Raw genomic sequence first — 14179 nt, 5'->3', positions numbered from 1 at the left:
CCGCCCCGCCGGAGTGTCCCATCCGGGCTTACGTCCCCTTGGCCCGGACCGGTTCCGGGTCTCAGAAGGCGTAGACGAGTGAAACCCGTGTTGCCGTGTCTGTGGATTCGAACCCGATAGGCGGGTCCGTGTCGTGGCGCACGTCGAACGAGACGCGGGCCGAGATCTTGCTGGTCAGCGCAGCCGTCAGCGCGGCCGAGTTGGTCAGCTGGGTCGACTCCTTCGCGTAGAGAACGCCGGTCGTGTTGGAAAAGCTGACATTGTCATTGAAGGTGTAGGAATATTCCGAGCCCGCAACGGCGCCGAAGGAGTTGACCGTTTCCGCCGGCACGGTGACCGGCAGATTGTTCACGTCAACCGTATCATAGGCGCGGACCTCGTCGATCTTGAGACCGGGGCCGCCGCGCACGGTCCACTTCACCTTGTCGCCGTCATAGATGTGATAGCCGAGGCCGCCGCCGACGAAGCTGCGCGATTCGAAGCCGGTGAATTCGTCACGCTCGTGCGAGACGCGGCCGAAGCCGAACAGCTTGTCATTGATGGCGCGGTCGACATTGAGGCCGGCGAAGAGACGGTTCTTCGATTCCAGGCCGTCGATTTCGCCATAATCGGCTGCCGCTTCGAGGCCATAGGTCCAGACGCCGGCTTCCTTGTTCAGTTTGAGGCCGAGGCCAAGATCCTTGGTCTCCGTGTTGCCGGTTGTGAAGCCGGCGCTGAGCGAGCCTTCGCCGGTCCAGCCGGATGCGCCGTCTTCCGCGTGCGACATGCTGGCGACGCATCCAAACGCCACGAGTGCGAGGAGAAACTTATTCATAGATTGGAACCCCATTGGTTGGTGTGCGTGATAAGGGGCGTGGAACCTGAACAGAGGCGCAACCCGCAATTCAACTTGCGTTCATCTGGGGCGGCCGCCCTCCGGGGAACGGGGGTGTCGCCGCACCTTGCCCCGGCGCGATGCGTTCCTTCCGGTCGGTTTGTGTGCATGATCGGCAGCAAATACACAAAACAGGATCAGGGGAGCGGGATGCACTATTCAGAGTTGCGCAAGGCGCATGAGGAGCTGACAAGGCCTGGTGGTCCGTTCGAGATTGTCGAGGCCGAGGTGCTGGGCAACAGGATCCGGACCTTCCGGCACGCCCATCCAAGTGTCCGTGAGGTCTGGCTGTCGACGGCGGCCTTCGGTGAGCGGCCCTATCTGCTCTATGAAGACGAACGCATCACATATGCGCAGGCTCATCGCGCGGTGAACGCACTTGCGGCGTGGATGGCCGCGCAGGGGGTGAAGCCCGGCGACCGCATCGCGCTGTCCATGCGCAACTATCCGGAATGGATGCTGATTTACTGGGCGGGCCTTGCCTCGGGCGTGACAGTGGTTGGCATGAATGCCTGGTGGACCGCGGAGGAAATGGAGTACGCGCTTAAGGATTCCGAGCCGAAGATCCTGTTCGTCGATTCTGAACGCCTGGCCCGCCTGCAGGAACGTCCGGATATGGCCGCCGGGATCAAAGTGATCGGCATACGGGTTCCGGACCTGCCTGCCGGGCTCATCCAGTGGGGGGACACGATTGCACAGGACGGTCACTTGCCTGACGTCGCCGTCGATCCGGATTCCGATGCCTGCATCTTCTACACGTCGGGGACGACGGGATTTCCAAAGGGGGCACAGCTGACCCACCGGGGCTGTGTCTCCAATCTCTGGAACATGATGTATTCTTCGGCCTCGTCGGCGCTGGCGACGCAGCGGGCCACGGGCATGGACCCGCCAGCCGAGCCGCCGATCCCGGTGACGCTGATCACCACACCCTTGTTTCATGTGACGGCCAATAATTGCGCCGCCTATGCCGCGACAGCGGCGGGCGGTGCCCTGGTGCTGATGTACAGGTGGGATGCCGGCGAAGCCTTGCGCCTGATCGAACGCCATCGGATCACCGGTATGAGCGGTGTTCCGGTCATGGCCCGGGAGCTGATCAATCATCCGGAGTTTGCCAGCACCGATACGTCCAGCCTGCTTATCCTGGGTGGTGGAGGGGCCCAGTTGCCGCCGGACCTGGTACATGGCATCGACCAGAAGGTCGCGACGGCCCGGCCCAATACCGGCTATGGCATGACCGAGACCTGCGGGATCATCACGTCTGTCGCCGCCGACTTCTTCGTCGACAAGCCGGACAGTGCCGGGCCCGCAATGCCGAGCTTTGAAGTGAAATGCGTTGACGAGACGGGCGATACCGTCCCGCCGGGAGAAGTGGGAGAGCTCTGGGTGAAGGGATCCTCGGTCATCAAGGGTTACATCAACCGTCCGGAGGCAACGGCGTCCTCCATCACGGACGGATGGCTTCATACCGGTGACATCGCGCGCATCGACGAAGACGGGTTCATCTTTATCGTCGACCGCAAGAAGGACATGGTCCTGCGGGGTGGAGAGAACGTGTATTGCGCTGAAGTCGAGGCGGCGATCTATCGCCACCCGGCGGTGGCGGAGTGTTGTGTCTTCAGCGTGCCGGATGAACGGCTTGGCGAGGAAGTCGGCGCGGCCGTCGTGCTGAAGCCGGGCGAAACACTGACCGACGAAGCGTTGCGCGCGCATTGCCTCGGCATCATGGCGAAGCACAAGGTGCCGCGCTACATCTGGTTCCTTGGCGAACCGCTGCCCCGCAATGCCAGCGGCAAGTTCCTGAAGCGCGACCTGCGCGAGCGGCTGAGTCCCGCCTAGGGCCGCTTGACTTGGGGCGGCGACTCCCGCAACCGCTCGCACGATGAAAAACGTCACTGTTGCCGTCTGCCCGCTGCCCCATTTCGAGGGCCTCCAGCTGCCTGCCTATGAGACGGTGGGCTCGGCCGGCATGGATGTGCGTGCTGCGGTTCCGGAAGGCGAGCCAATGGTGCTGGCGCCGGGCGAACGGGCGATGGTGCCGACCGGGCTCAGCGTGGCGATCCCGCTGGGCTATGAGATCCAGGTGCGCCCACGTTCCGGCCTTGCGGCCAAGCACGGCCTGACCTGCCTCAACACGCCGGGCACGATCGACAGCGACTATCGCGGCGAGATCAAGGTCATCCTGATCAATCTCGGCCAAGAGCCCTTCACTATTGCGCGTGGCGAACGCATCGCTCAGCTGGTCCTCGCCCCGGTGACGCAGCTTGCCTGGGAAGCCGTCGACGCCCTCGACGAGACCGCCCGCGGAGCAGGGGGCTTCGGCTCCACCGGGCGCTGATCCTTTCCGTTTTCCGGATTCCATGCGATTTTTCTTGAATGCCTGTTCAGGCATTCCCATATATCGTTTGTCGATATGAGTAGGAGGACGGGGTAAATGGATCCGTTTCAGATGGTTGTCGTCATCGTGGCGATCGTTTTTGGAACCAAAGCCTGGCGCGATCACATGCGCTTCAGGGAAATGCGGGCCAATGACCGCGCGTCGGATGTGGAGTTCCAGCGCATGACCGATGAGGTCGCCCGCCTGAAGGAGCGTGTCCGCGTGCTTGAAAAGATTGTCACCGATGGTGACCAGCGCCTGCGCGAGGAGATTTCCCGGCTCGCCTGAGCCAACCCAGTGAACCGAGCCCACCAAACCAGAACAGGAGATGAGATCCCATGCCCGTGCTTTATCCTTTTGCGCTGCTCGCCCTGTTCCTGATCTTTGCGTCCATGGTGCGCAAGTCCGAGGTCTCGGCCGCCGACCCGCGCCAGGACATGGAAATCGCGCAGCTGCGCGAGCGGGTGGAGGCTCTGGAAAAGCTGCTGACCGATGAGGACCGCATCCTGCGCGGACGGTTCGACAAGCTGTAAGGCCCGATCGGTCCGGTCAAAGGCAAGGTTAATCCGAAAAGGCCAATTCGGCCGCCACGGCGCACCTGATATTTAAATCGCCGGGCTATTCCCCGTCATGCCAGAGTGGACGGGGAGATACGGGCATGAGCGCGACGTTCGGGAAAAAGACTTCCGCGGCCCCGGCCGCATTCGGAAAGAAAAAAGCACCCATCGTGCGCGGAAACGCGCCGCGCCAGCCGGAGCTATCGCCTCAGGCGCTTTCCTTCCTCAATTCCGAACGCAGCAGGGCAGACACGCCGTTCGATGCCGCGCCCTCCTATACGGCGCCGAAGAGCCAGGGCGTTTCTGGCGGCAAGCCAGTGTTCTGGCGTCGCATCATCGCCAAACTGATCGACGAACTTGCAGGCTGGGCGCTTGTGATCCTGTTCAGCGGCGGCGCCGCGCTTGCCACAGTCGGTACTTATATCGAAGCGGAAAAGGGCAGCATGGAAGAACTCGCCGCCAGCGCCGACTTCCTCATGTACACACTGATGTTCATGGTGATCAGCCTCGTCTATTCGATCACCATGCAGGCTTCCGTCCTGCAGGCGACGCTCGGCAAGATGGCGATGGGCATCATCGTGACGGACAAGCATGGCGGCAAGCCGGGCCTGGGCCAGATCATTCTGCGCGAAACCCTCGGCCGGTCGGCGGCGAACGTGCTGCCTTTCTATGCCGGTTACATGATGGGCGCGTTCAACAAGGACAAGAAGTGCGTCCATGACTTCGTCGCCAGCACGCAGGTCTGCACGCGGGCCGTATCGGCCGCCGGCTACGTCGAGGCGTTTGCCTGACGCAGCTCAGATCAGGACGCTGTCGTCCTTGGCGAACTTTGCGAGGAGATAGGCGTCCGTATCTTCGATCGGGTCGAGCTTGCCGAAGGCGAAAGCGTCCCGGTCCAGAACCAGATCGCGCGGGCGCAGGGGCCGGCTGATCTCCAGGCCCTCCAGCGTGCGGGCCCGCGAGAAAGCGACATAGGCCTGTCCGTGTGCGAACATTCCATGGTCGAAATCGATGTAGACCTTGTCCAGCGTCAGGCCCTGCGCCTTGTGGATGGTCACGGCATAGGCAAGGCGCAGCGGCACCTGCTTGAACGTGCCGACAACTTCGCGTTTCACCTTCTTGGTCTCGGGATCAAGCTCGTAGCGGTATTTTTCCCAGGCCGAAGGCTCGATCTCATAGAGTTCGTCCTCGATGGCGACGATCACGCCCTTGCCTGAGAAGCCGGCAACGGTGGCGAGCGACCCGTTGACCCAGCGGCCTTCCGGATCGTTCTTGATCAGCATGACGCGGGCGCCCTCCTTCAGCTCAAGGTCGGCTTCGGTGGGAAAGCTCTTTTCGTCGAACTGGCCCTGGACTTCGGCTTCATACGTCTTCGACCGTGTCGTCAGCCCGTCGAGACGCGCCTGGTTGATGCGGAAGGCATTGGCATTGTTAGGCGTCAGCACGACATGGGTTTCGGACGCTTCGACGGCCGAGCGCGGCGAGACAATGCTGCGCAGGATGGCTTCGTCCGACGGTGTCACACGCCCCGTGCGCAGCGCGCCGAGCAGGGCCAGGAAGCGCGGGTCTTCCTGGCGGAAGACATGTTTCAGGGCGAGCAGGGCGAACTCGGCGTCGCGGAAGGCGGCGCAGTTGAAAAAATACTGGCCGCCATGGCGTTCCTTCAGGATCGGCGCCTCTTCGCCGGAGACGACGGGCGGCAACTGGTGCAGGTCCCCGGACAGGATCATCCGTATCCCGCCGAAAGGGCGCTTCGATCCCCGGTTCAGCTTCAGCGACTTGTCGATCGCGTCCAGCATGTCGGAGCGCACCATGGAAATTTCGTCGATGATCATCGTGTCGATCGCCTTGACGAGGCGGGGCGAGCGCAGGCGCTTGATGTCCGTCGGTTCGATGAGGCGTGGCGGGAATTTGAAGAAAGAATGGATCGTCTGCCCGCCGGCATTCATGGCGGCAACGCCAGTGGGCGCCAGCACGATGGCGCTGTCGCCGGCCTGTTTCAGGAACTTGCGCAGCAGGGTCGTCTTGCCGGTGCCGGCCCGGCCGGTCAGGAAGAGGTTGCCCTGAGCGCCGGCGCCTGAGGCGACCCACGCGGCCGGGGCGGCATAAATGTCTTCGGGCGTGTCGGGCGTCTTTCGGGCCATGAACCCGCTTAGCGGGCTTTTACCGGGCTGGCGAGGGCCGCAAAGCGCCTCAGGAGGCGAGCGCTGCGGATGGCGCCGTCTGCATCAGCGACGAGATTACCGCTTGCTCCACCACGGCGCGGACCTGGCGTGGCTGGAACGGCTTGGTGATGAGATAGGCGGGCTCCTTCGCGCCGCCCTGCAACAGGCGCTCGGCAAAGGCAGTCACGAAAATCACCGGGATGTCGCTGCCGTGGATTGCGAGGATTTCCTCGACGGCGTCGGACCCGGACGACCCGTCTGCAAGCACCTCGTCAGAGAGGATGAGGCCCGGCTTGCCGGTCCGGGCGAGGCGCACGGCCGCATCCCGCGTCGGCGCGAGCCCGAGAACGCGGTGGCCCGCTTCTTCGACCAGCACGCGGAGTTCCGAAGCGATGACGAATTCGTCCTCGATGATCAGGACAGACGTCGCGAGCGCGGATTTGAGTGAGGATTCCGCGGACAGCAGCGCGTCCTCGACGAAACGGGTCGAGACCGACAGGATGTCGGCCGTCTCGAACACGCTGAAGCCTTCGACGGCCGTGAGCAGGACAGCGCGGCGCTCGTCGGTCGTCATCTGCTCCATGATCCGGAGAACCTGCTGGTTCAGGGTGCCTTCGCCCAGCTGTTCCATGATCGTTTCGTCGAGCGCGCGGAACAGTTCCAGCCTTGAAGACGGCGTCTGGCCCCGGTTGAGGAGTGCCAGCACGCGCGTTTCTATCATCGTCTCGACCGCCAGGTCTCCGGCGCTGCGCGTGCCAAGAAGGGCGCGCGCGTAGCGGCGAAGATAAGGCAGGTCTCCGGAAATCAGATCGGCCAGCAAAATCCGCACTCCGTAAATTTTACAACAGAACAGAGCGCTTCTTGTAGTGAATAATCTCTTAAGGGAGCTGCGTTTCAGACGAAAGTCACATATGCGAATTCGCACCAATTCACCGCACGCGGATGATGATGTCACATCCGGCGATGGTCTTGCCGGCGGGCGCCGCTGGAATTCCGGCGACGCTCAGCTCGCCGGACGCAATGTCGGTCAGCTCGCCAGTCGTCTCGTCGTAGAAGTGATGGTGCGGCGCGGTGTGCGTGTCAAACACGATCGTGCCGGCACTTGCACCGCGAACTTCCCGCAGCGCTCCTGCCGAAACCAGCGAATGCAGCGTGTTGTAGACGGTCGCCAGCGCCACGGGCTCGCCCTGGTTCGCGATTTCCTCCGCCAGCCATTCGGCGGTGACATGGCGGTCCCTGCCATCCCCGAACAGGATGCTGGCGATCTTCAGCCGGGGGCGTGTCGCCCGCAGGCCGCAGGTCTCCAGAAAGGCAGAGGGATCGAAGCGCGACATCCGGCAAAACTAGTGCGACCGCGGAAAGGCGGCAAGGCCTGCGCCATGACAAAAGCCCCCGGAAACTCCGAGGGCTTTCATGTCTGCCGGATGGCTGAAAGGATCAGCCGGCGATGCGGCGGACGTAGTCATATTCCCCTTTGCGGGCGTCGCGCTTGCGGGCCGGCTGGAAGGCAACCTTGGCATGCTCGGCGCAGTACGGGCCGCAATCGGCCTTGCGGCCGCAGAAGGCGAATTTCGGATCGGCCGGATCGCCGATCGGCCATTTGCACATGGAGTCGCGCAGGGTGAGGATGGTGGCGTGTTCGCCATCGGCCAGCTGCAGCGGCGGCAGCGGTGCCAGCGCGGCGGCGGGCCGCTCTTCCGGCAGGCGCACTTCGGGCCGCTCCGGCGCGGCCGGCATGGGTGCCTTGACCGACCCGTCCGGCATGATCCGGGGCTTCGGCCGTGCCAGGCGCGGCGGCCGCTTGACCGGACGCGACGGCGTCGCCCGGCCGGACAGGCCAAGGCGGTGAACCTTGCCGATCACGGCATTGCGGGTGACCCCGCCGAGTTGCTTGGCGATCTGGGAGGCCGAATGGCCTTCAGCCCAGAGTTTCTTGAGCGCACTTACCCGTTCCTCAGTCCAGGACATGTATTCACCTTCCCGCTGGATGCAGGCCTGCTACCCAAGCCCGTCAGCCCCTATATGTTGAGATGGCAGGTACACGCCATCCCGCTCAGCACCTAGATATCGTATCAGGGGCGAAATGAAACACAACATGCGGGAGTGCCATTCCACAGGCTTTCTACATCTTGTGGCTAAAAAGCCGGCACCTGTGGAATTCGACCCTGCAGGGCTGGGTTCAGAAAATCTCGCTCGCCTTTTTTCTCGCTCCAGGCTGGAATCGGCCCTACATAGAGCCGCATGAGTTCTACCGACCCTGCCATCACCGCCGCCGCAGCCTCTTCCGTGCCGCAGTCTGTCTCCGCCAGCCGCCTTGTGCGCCAGTACGGCGCCATGAACGGGCTGGGGCTGTGGACCTTATTTAAACGCGAAGTGGGCAGATTTATGAAGGTCTGGATGCAGACCGTCCTTGCGCCCGTCGTCACGACGCTCCTGTTCATGACCGTGTTCAAACTGGCCTTCGGTGACCGCGGCAACCTCACCGGCGATTTCGAGGGGCTCAGCTATAACGACTTCCTCGCCCCCGGCCTCATCATCATGGCGATCCTGCAGAACGCCTTTCAGAACACGAGTTCCAGCCTCGTACAGGCCAAGTTCAACGCCACCTATGTCGATTTCCTGATGCCGCCCCTGTCACCGCTGGAGCTGACGGCCGGCTTCCTCGGCGGGGCGATCATGCGCGGGCTGATCGTAGCGGCGATTTCCGCCATCGGCATCCAGCTGAGCGGCCTTGCGGACCTGTCGGTCACGCATGTCTGGCCGATCGTCTGGTTCAGCCTGACGGCGGCGATCGTGCTGGGTGCGCTTGGCGCCATCGGCGGTATCTGGGCCGACAAGTTCGACCATCTCTCCGCCGTCAGCAATTTCGTGATCGTGCCGCTGACCTTCCTGTCCGGCACATTCTACGACATCAAGGTGATGACACCGCCCTTCCAGTTGATGGCGCATCTCGACCCGTTCTTCTACATGATCGACGGGTTCCGCTATGGTTTCCTCGGCGTCGCCAACTCGTCCATCCTGACCGGTGTGTTGTACACGGGCGGGCTTTCGCTCGTCTCGGTGATCGCTGTCTGGGCACTTTTCCGGTCCGGTTACAAGCTGAAGGCATAAAGCGAGCAGGACTCCCCTGATACGAGAGCATGGTTGACCCCCTTGCGGGGGAGGGCCGTAATGCAGCCTCGGGGCAGGACATACGGAGGCCGCTCATGGCTCACGCAAGACTTTTCGCCGGCGCAGCGCTCGCCTTGGCGCTGGCAGGATGCCAGGCCATTCCGCAACAGCAGACGGTCGCGGAATACTGCGCCGCCGACAATCACAAGAATGAAGGCGTGTGCCGCCTGAAAGTGGAGATCGACGGCCAGTCGGTCGCTCTGGCTGACACCGACATGCGCCTGTCGCAGGCCCGCGCCGTGGCAGACGATGCCGGCGCCGCCGCTGCCCGCGCGCAGGCGTCGGCGGACGAGGCCCGCCAGCTCGCTTCGGCCGCCATGACGAAAGCCAGCCGCGACGACAGCGTCGTGTGCGAGACCCGCACCATCCAGCAGTCGAATGTCGGCACCTGCCGGCCGGGCTATACGGTCACGAGCTGCACCCAGACCCGCTTTACTTATCGCGCCGGCGGCCCGTCCATCCTGCGGGAAATCAACGACCAGCAATGCCGCTTCCAGGACAAGGTTCTGGAAATGCAGGTGCGCTGCTGCGCCAATGCGAGCATGGCACCCACCCCGGTGGACGAGCTGATCAAGGGCTCGCCGACAGCGCCGGTTTCCACCCCGCCGCCGCCGGAGCCGTCGCCATTGCGCTACTAGTGTCGCCACCCAGGGGGCTGGGTCGCACGAGGGAAACCGCCTGACCGAGGGGGCTCAGGCGGTTTCTTTTTGTGCAGGATACGGACGATCGTAACTTCCGCCTGCGGGAGCGGCGATTATTGCATTTGTCGGATCGCCCGTTCGCCGCTATTCACGGCGCCATGAAGAAAGGCCTTTCTGATTTGCCGACAGAGCGTCCACGCATTCCGCGGACGGTCTGGGCGCTGGGACTGGTCAGCCTGTTCATGGACGTCTCGTCCGAGATGATCCATGCGCTGTTGCCGCTCTTTCTCACGGCCAGTCTTGGCGCGAGCGTGGCGCTGGTCGGGTTGATCGAGGGAGTTGCCGAGTCGACCGCGGCCATCGTCAAAGTGTTTTCCGGCTACCTGTCCGACCGATTGGGGCGGCGAAAGCCACTCATTCTGATCGGCTATGCGCTTGGTGCGGTATCCAAGCCCTTCTTCGCCCTGGCGGGCGCGCCCGCAATGGTGTTCACGGCGCGCTTCGCCGATCGGATCGGCAAGGGAATGCGCGGCGCGCCGCGCGATGCCCTCGTGGCGGATGTAACACCTGAAGCGATCCGTGGACGAGCCTACGGCCTGCGCCAGGCAATGGATACGGTTGGGGCGTTTGTCGGGCCGCTCCTGGCGATCGCCCTGCTGACCCTCTTTGCAAATGATATGCGCATGGTCTTCTGGTTTGCCGTCATTCCCGGCGCCTTAGCCGTGCTTTGCGTTTTGCTGGGCGTTGAGGACCGGGTGTCCGGTACCGATGAAGAGGTGGCAAGGCCGCCGATCCGGTGGAGGGATCTGCGCCGTCTCGACCGGGCTTACTGGGTCGTCGTCGTGATCGGTGTCGTCTTCACCCTTGCGCGGTTCAGCGAGGCGTTCCTCGTCCTCAAGACGCATGAGGCGGGCCTGCCGCTGGCGTTGGCGCCACTGGTGCTGGTCGTGATGAATGTGGTCTACGCCGTCGGCGCCTATCCGGCGGGGGCATGGTCGGACAGTGCGCATCCGTCAACGCTTCTCTTGTGCGGCCTCGGCACTCTGATGGGCGCGGATCTGACGCTTGCAATTGCCCCCGGTGTTTGGGGCGCGCTTGCCGGCATAGCGCTTTGGGGTCTGCACCTGGCGCTGACGCAGGGACTGTTTTCCAAGCTCGTCGCAGAACGCGCACCGGAGATGCTGCGTGGCTCGGCCTTTGGCCTGTTCAACCTGGCGACCGGTCTCGCGATGCTGGTGTCGAGCCTTCTCGCGGGCTTGGTCTGGGACCGGGCCGGAGCGGCGGCGACCTTTGTCGTCGGAGCCATATTTGCGGGCCTGGCCGCGGTACTGCTGGGAGCTTTCGCCCTTAAAAGGGCCGCGCGCGACCCGTCATGAGTGTGCGCCACCGCATGGGCATTTGCGGGAATCCTGCCCGGATGCGGTGTTACGGCTCGCGGAAATAGAACTCCCCGCCGGTCGTGTCGTCCATATAGTTCGGACGCTGACGGTTACTGGTTTTTTGGGCCACAGCGTCCTGTACGCGCTTGAAGACGACATTCGCCGGCAGACCCGCTGTCGGCAGGATTGCGGCCAGTTCCTGGGAATAAGTGCCGTCGTCGGCAGCGGTCTTGCCGGGCTGGGTCGCATAGGCCTGGAATACGCCGGTCGACCAGGTCACCGGACTGTAAGCCCGCACGATGCCACGGCTGTCATCATCCATCACGGTGCGGCAAGCGTCGAACACAATGAATGAGGTCGAGGCAACGGTGGTGGACATGAGGTTGAAGATCTTTTCGAAGCTGACCGCCCCGTCCTCGATCTCTTCCGGATTAGCGCCTGTGAGGTCGATCGGCAGGACATAGTTCGCATCGTTCACGTTCACGCCGTGCCCGGAATAATAAAAGAAGGTGACGGGGTGATGGTCTGCCTGCTTGCGGTCCAGCGACTTGCGGCCGACGTCGCGCATCGCCTTGATCGTTTCGCTGCGGCCAAGGTCGCGGCAACGCATGACCGAGAAGCCCGTATCGTTAAGGGCGGTGGCCACGCGGTCGCCATCGCCATGCGTCACCGACAGGCGGCTAATCGGGGCGGAATAGGACAGGTTTGACAGGACAAGTGCGAACCGGTCTGGATCGGTTCCAGAAAGCCAGCTGCAGCCGGATGCCGCACTTTCCGTGCCGGTGATCGAAGCACCTCCGCTTGTGGGGCTCGCCATCAGCGTGTTCGGTGCTACATCGCGCCCGGACATGATGGAGTTGATGCCCGCGCCCTCATTTGCATCGGCGTTGGAATCGTCATCAGCCAGCAGTTCGTCGATGGTGCGTACCGTGACGAAGAGCGGCGTAGACGAGACGGCGCGGTCATACGTGCTGCCGTTTTCCTGAAGCCGCTGTGATAAGTTGAAGGCGATGAGGCGCGAGCCCGGCTGTTCCGGGCGGACCATCCATTTCCATACGGTCGGCGCATCGGCGCGCACGGCCTGTTCTTCAGCGGTAATCGGTGTCACGCTGAACCCATCCGCGATCAGCTCTGCGGCCATCAGGGACGAGGCCTTCACCGTCTCAAAGTCTAGCGCGAACGGTGTCTCGGTACTGCCGGGTGCAAGGCCGGTACCCATTATGCCGCGCAAGCGGGCATCGGCGGCGTCCGCGTCGAGGGATGCTGTTACCGGCTGGATGCCGAGCTCTAGAATGTACGGCTGCTGGACTACCATTTCTGACGGTGCATGGTGGGCCACACGGCCGGAGTCGAAGGTGCCGGCGCCGGATGCTACCTGGTCTTTCAGCGGCGGCCCCCGCCAGTCAGGGCATGGAGAGAGCATGTATCCGAGCTCGCCGGGGGCCTGCATCTCATGGCCCCACAGGCACAGGACTGCGTCGGGCGCCCCGGCATTGATCCTTTCAAGGCCGCCGCCGAGCGAGATGGCGAGTTTCTGGAGCGTTTCGTCAAGACTGCCTTCGACGGGTACGGACGTTTTGCTGATGTCGCCGCCGGGCCCGCCGCCAAAGTTCTCTATACAGTACACGGAAATATTGTCCGTGCCATCGAGATTGGCTTCGCAACGCTTGATGTAGCTCGTGCCGGCAGCGGGTTCGGGTTCGAGTTCGTAGTCTTCGAGAAAGGCAAGATCGTCCTCGGTCAGCATGCCGCTGCTTCGGTCGCCGTAATAGTCATAGCCGGAGTCCGGCTCGCCGCGACTGACGCCGCCGTGGCCGATAGTGCCGGGGGTGCCCCAGCCGATGGTGCCCTGGCCGGTGCCGCCGCCAGCGTAGGCGGAGGGATCCTCGTCTATGTCATCGGGCACGCCGTCGGCGTCGCGATCTTCCCAATATTCATCTGGCACGTCCGGCACCTGTTTGAGCGGCGGAGGCGGTGGTGGCGGAGGAGGAGGTGGTGGGGGAGGCGGGGGAGGCGGCGGAGGTGGCGGCGGGGGAGGGCCTTGAAAAACCTGCTGAATTGCGCCGAAGGGGTCGAATTTCTTGCTCCCGTCGGGCCGCGTCGTACAGGCCGGCAGCAGCAGCAGCGCGCACAGGGCAAGGATCAGCGGGATACGGGCGTTCATGGCGGGTGGTCCTCCTGACCGCGACTTAACCATAAGCCGCCCACAGGGGCCAGCCGCCCCGCCTCGCCGGCCCACCAAAAAAGGCGCCCCCCTTGCGGAGAGCGCCTTCCTTGGTGTTTCGAATCAAACTACCGAGACACTGTGCTAGCACTCGATGCCTGTCATCGGTGACACCCGGCCTTGGACAGGGTTTCCGCGGTAACGGATCCTTCTTCCAGGCCCTTGGGTCCGGCCGGTCGCCCCGTCTTCTCTTGCGATCTGACGAGCGCCCGGGCCTTCACCCTTGACCACACCGTTTCATCCGAAGATTCAAGGCTGTGGCCCAACCGCTGGCCGCGTTGCCGCGCCCTTTGGTGCCGTGTTTCGGACTGCGCTCCGGTCACGGCCTACAGCACCATCGCCTGGGGTCTAGCTCCCCGTCGCGTGGACGCCACCTGCTTTGTCCCGGTCTCCTGCCTGGCCCTTCGCGCCGCTGCTCTCACAGCCTTGCCCCTGGCCTGGCCACCCTCCGGGGGCGGCGTACTCAGCCATCGCTCCTTATCCGGGTCTGCTCCCGCGCGGATTTCGTTGGCTTAACGAAACGATCTCAAAAACACTCGCCTGAGTCGAGTCCCTGTCGATAAAAAAACGTCACAGAAGCGAGTTTATCCACAGCTTCGCAAAGCCTGTGAATTTGTTGCGCCGCAAGGTGACGGCGGGCACCGGAACGCTCCGGCCAATCCTCCGCTGAGGCTCCGGCAAGGCTCCGCTCGCGGGAATGGGGGGAGGGGCGGGCCCGCTCTCCCCGCCGGCCGCGCGGCGGATGCCCGGCGCCGCAACAGGATCGCCCCGGCGCCGCGGCGCTCAATCCGGCA

At 63.6% G+C, this 14179-nt stretch carries 14 protein-coding genes; 8 read left to right on the top strand and 6 right to left on the bottom strand.

Annotation, left to right across the window (positions count from 1 at the left end; genetic code table 11):
* Positions 1-61 precede the first annotated feature (61 nt).
* Entirely contained in the window at positions 62-814 is a 753-nt protein-coding gene (locus tag R3C13_RS03750; RefSeq protein ID WP_371309452.1) for a YdiY family protein, read from the bottom strand.
* Positions 815-1024: 210 nt separating this feature from the next.
* Between R3C13_RS03750 and R3C13_RS03745 the strand changes: the two genes are divergently transcribed.
* The 5 genes from R3C13_RS03745 (at position 1025) to R3C13_RS03725 (ending at position 4596) form a co-directional block, all read left to right on the top strand.
* On the top strand, positions 1025-2710 hold the full coding sequence (locus R3C13_RS03745) for a class I adenylate-forming enzyme family protein (RefSeq protein ID WP_371309451.1): 1686 nt from the start codon (positions 1025-1027) through the stop codon (positions 2708-2710).
* 43 nt (positions 2711-2753) lie between these two features.
* Positions 2754-3209 (top strand): dUTP diphosphatase, encoded by a 456-nt coding sequence (gene dut / locus R3C13_RS03740; RefSeq protein WP_371309450.1) that lies wholly within the window; start codon positions 2754-2756, stop codon positions 3207-3209.
* Between the two features lie 96 nt (positions 3210-3305).
* Positions 3306-3536 (top strand): hypothetical protein, encoded by a 231-nt coding sequence (locus R3C13_RS03735; protein ID WP_371309449.1) that lies wholly within the window; start codon positions 3306-3308, stop codon positions 3534-3536.
* A 50-nt stretch (positions 3537-3586) separates the two neighbouring features.
* Entirely contained in the window at positions 3587-3781 is a 195-nt protein-coding gene (locus tag R3C13_RS03730; protein WP_371309448.1) for a hypothetical protein, read from the top strand.
* A 125-nt stretch (positions 3782-3906) separates the two neighbouring features.
* Positions 3907-4596 carry an RDD family protein gene (locus R3C13_RS03725; RefSeq protein WP_371309447.1) on the top strand — a complete coding sequence of 230 codons (690 nt, stop codon included), beginning with the start codon at positions 3907-3909 and terminating at the stop codon, positions 4594-4596.
* 6 nt (positions 4597-4602) lie between these two features.
* On the opposite strand, the gene R3C13_RS03720 is transcribed toward R3C13_RS03725, so the two are convergent.
* The 4 genes from R3C13_RS03720 to R3C13_RS03705 all read right to left on the bottom strand — a co-directional run bounded on the left by R3C13_RS03720 (position 4603) and on the right by R3C13_RS03705 (position 7938).
* Positions 4603-5949, bottom strand: coding sequence for an ATP-dependent RecD-like DNA helicase (locus R3C13_RS03720; RefSeq protein ID WP_371309446.1), 1347 nt, complete (start codon positions 5947-5949; stop codon positions 4603-4605).
* 49 nt (positions 5950-5998) lie between these two features.
* On the bottom strand, positions 5999-6790 hold the full coding sequence (locus R3C13_RS03715; protein WP_371309445.1) for a PhyR family response regulator anti-anti-sigma factor: 792 nt from the start codon (positions 6788-6790) through the stop codon (positions 5999-6001).
* A 109-nt stretch (positions 6791-6899) separates the two neighbouring features.
* On the bottom strand, positions 6900-7304 hold the full coding sequence (locus R3C13_RS03710) for a Fur family transcriptional regulator (protein ID WP_371309444.1): 405 nt from the start codon (positions 7302-7304) through the stop codon (positions 6900-6902).
* A gap of 103 nt (positions 7305-7407) precedes the next feature.
* Positions 7408-7938 (bottom strand): GcrA family cell cycle regulator, encoded by a 531-nt coding sequence (locus tag R3C13_RS03705; protein ID WP_371309443.1) that lies wholly within the window; start codon positions 7936-7938, stop codon positions 7408-7410.
* A 273-nt stretch (positions 7939-8211) separates the two neighbouring features.
* Here R3C13_RS03705 and R3C13_RS03700 point away from each other — a divergent pair, with 273 nt between their 5' ends.
* From R3C13_RS03700 to R3C13_RS03690, 3 genes are all read left to right on the top strand, one after another.
* Complete coding sequence (locus R3C13_RS03700) at positions 8212-9081, top strand: ABC transporter permease (RefSeq protein WP_371309442.1); 870 nt, start codon at positions 8212-8214, stop codon at positions 9079-9081.
* A 95-nt stretch (positions 9082-9176) separates the two neighbouring features.
* Positions 9177-9779, top strand: coding sequence for a hypothetical protein (locus R3C13_RS03695; protein ID WP_371309441.1), 603 nt, complete (start codon positions 9177-9179; stop codon positions 9777-9779).
* 161 nt (positions 9780-9940) lie between these two features.
* A complete protein-coding gene (locus R3C13_RS03690) occupies positions 9941-11158 on the top strand; it encodes an MFS transporter (protein WP_371309642.1) in 1218 nt (405 codons plus the stop codon).
* A 49-nt stretch (positions 11159-11207) separates the two neighbouring features.
* On the opposite strand, the gene R3C13_RS03685 is transcribed toward R3C13_RS03690, so the two are convergent.
* Positions 11208-13106: a caspase domain-containing protein gene (locus tag R3C13_RS03685; RefSeq protein WP_371309440.1), complete on the bottom strand. Its 1899-nt coding sequence runs from the start codon at positions 13104-13106 to the stop codon at positions 11208-11210.
* Between the last annotated feature and the right edge of the window lie 1073 nt (positions 13107-14179).

This window comes from Hyphomonas sp. (assembly GCF_041398385.1).
Lineage (GTDB): Bacteria > Pseudomonadota > Alphaproteobacteria > Caulobacterales > Hyphomonadaceae > Hyphomonas.
This window is presented reverse-complemented; position numbering and strand designations above follow the sequence as displayed.

Coding starts and splice junctions, on each gene's coding strand:
- R3C13_RS03750 (WP_371309452.1), bottom strand. CDS start 814: ATGAATAAGTTTCTCCTCGCACTCGTGGCGTTTGGATGCGTCGCCAGC.
- R3C13_RS03745 (WP_371309451.1), top strand. CDS start 1,025: ATGCACTATTCAGAGTTGCGCAAGGCGCATGAGGAGCTGACAAGGCCT.
- dut (WP_371309450.1), top strand. CDS start 2,754: ATGAAAAACGTCACTGTTGCCGTCTGCCCGCTGCCCCATTTCGAGGGC.
- R3C13_RS03735 (WP_371309449.1), top strand. CDS start 3,306: ATGGATCCGTTTCAGATGGTTGTCGTCATCGTGGCGATCGTTTTTGGA.
- R3C13_RS03730 (WP_371309448.1), top strand. CDS start 3,587: ATGCCCGTGCTTTATCCTTTTGCGCTGCTCGCCCTGTTCCTGATCTTT.
- R3C13_RS03725 (WP_371309447.1), top strand. CDS start 3,907: ATGAGCGCGACGTTCGGGAAAAAGACTTCCGCGGCCCCGGCCGCATTC.
- R3C13_RS03720 (WP_371309446.1), bottom strand. CDS start 5,949: ATGGCCCGAAAGACGCCCGACACGCCCGAAGACATTTATGCCGCCCCG.
- R3C13_RS03710 (WP_371309444.1), bottom strand. CDS start 7,304: ATGTCGCGCTTCGATCCCTCTGCCTTTCTGGAGACCTGCGGCCTGCGG.
- R3C13_RS03705 (WP_371309443.1), bottom strand. CDS start 7,938: ATGTCCTGGACTGAGGAACGGGTAAGTGCGCTCAAGAAACTCTGGGCT.
- R3C13_RS03700 (WP_371309442.1), top strand. CDS start 8,212: ATGAGTTCTACCGACCCTGCCATCACCGCCGCCGCAGCCTCTTCCGTG.
- R3C13_RS03695 (WP_371309441.1), top strand. CDS start 9,177: ATGGCTCACGCAAGACTTTTCGCCGGCGCAGCGCTCGCCTTGGCGCTG.
- R3C13_RS03690 (WP_371309642.1), top strand. CDS start 9,941: ATGAAGAAAGGCCTTTCTGATTTGCCGACAGAGCGTCCACGCATTCCG.